General features: G+C 62.0%; 1 pseudogene. It reads left to right on the top strand.

The annotated features are described in order from the left end of the window. Positions 1-150 precede the first annotated feature (150 nt). Positions 151-1181, top strand: a pseudogene (locus tag B7449_RS17870) (type IV secretory system conjugative DNA transfer family protein); the annotation flags it as partial.

The following is a 1181-nucleotide window of genomic DNA, read 5'->3' as shown; positions in this document are numbered from 1 at the left end:
CGACGCATCATGACGCAGCGGCCTGTCGTCACTTATCCGCAACCTCCAGGCGGAGCGCAGACAGCGCCGGTTTCGCCCACGGCACTAACCGCTCCCGTGGCGCCCACGATCGACACGGGAAAATCTCCTTTCGGGCTGGAAGACTGAAGCATGGTGAAGCGCGAGATCGGCGGGCCGCAGGTCCACCAGCAGCTGAAACACGGCTCTACCTATCGCGACACGCGTCCCTTCACGGTCCGGATCGCCGAAGAGCTGCAATCCAGCAGTTCCGGGTTCGCCCTGATGATTCTGGCAGGACTTAGCGTGCTGGCTCCCGCGATCGTCGGGATCACCTTTCCCCTCGCCCTTTGCCTGACGCTCTGGGTCATGACCCGCCAGCCCGTGCTGCCTTTTCATTTGCCCAGGTATTCCGGCCTGAAGGACAAACACGATCTTGATCCCAAAACCCGTCGGCCGCGGGCGGCAGGAGGCATCATATATCTCGGAACGGACGGGCTGACCGGCCAGCAACTTTGGCTTTCATCCGACGCGGGGCGTCAGCACGCCGCCGTGCCAGGCACAACGGGTGCAGGCAAAACGACATCCGCCATCTCCCTGCTGGCCAATCCTCTCGCGCATGGATCCGGGTTCATCCTGATCGATGGCAAGGGTGACAACACGGTCCACGGCGATGTACTGGCGCTTGCCCGCCGCTTCGGGCTGGACGACCAGGTGCTCAATCTCAATTTTCTGACCGCAAGCGGCATCCGCCAGTCCAATACGTTCAATCCGTTTGCGACCGGCAATGCTGACGCCATCCGTGAAATGCTGGTCAGCCAGCTTGGTGAGCCGTCGAGCAATGACGCCAACGGCGTCTTTCGGGACCGTGCTGTCGGCCTTGCCGGCACGATCGCGCCGGTGCTGACCTGGATGCGCGACACCCACGGCGTGCCGATCAACATCGAGACCATGCGCTACGCCATGGAACTGCGCTGGATCGGCACGCTGGCCCGGCATCGCGTATTCCTGATCCGCAATCCCGGCTCCGATCACCCCATCGAGATCAGCGTGCCCAAAATTCCCGACGATATCCTCTATCCAGCCCAGGCCTATCTGGGCGAACTGCCGGGGTATGATTCCTCGCTGGCGTGGAATGAGCAGAAAGAAAACAAACCGAGCGAGCAGCATGGCTACGCCAAGAT

The sequence above is a fragment of the Komagataeibacter intermedius TF2 genome, assembly GCF_000964425.1.
Lineage (GTDB): Bacteria > Pseudomonadota > Alphaproteobacteria > Acetobacterales > Acetobacteraceae > Komagataeibacter > Komagataeibacter intermedius.
This window is presented reverse-complemented; position numbering and strand designations above follow the sequence as displayed.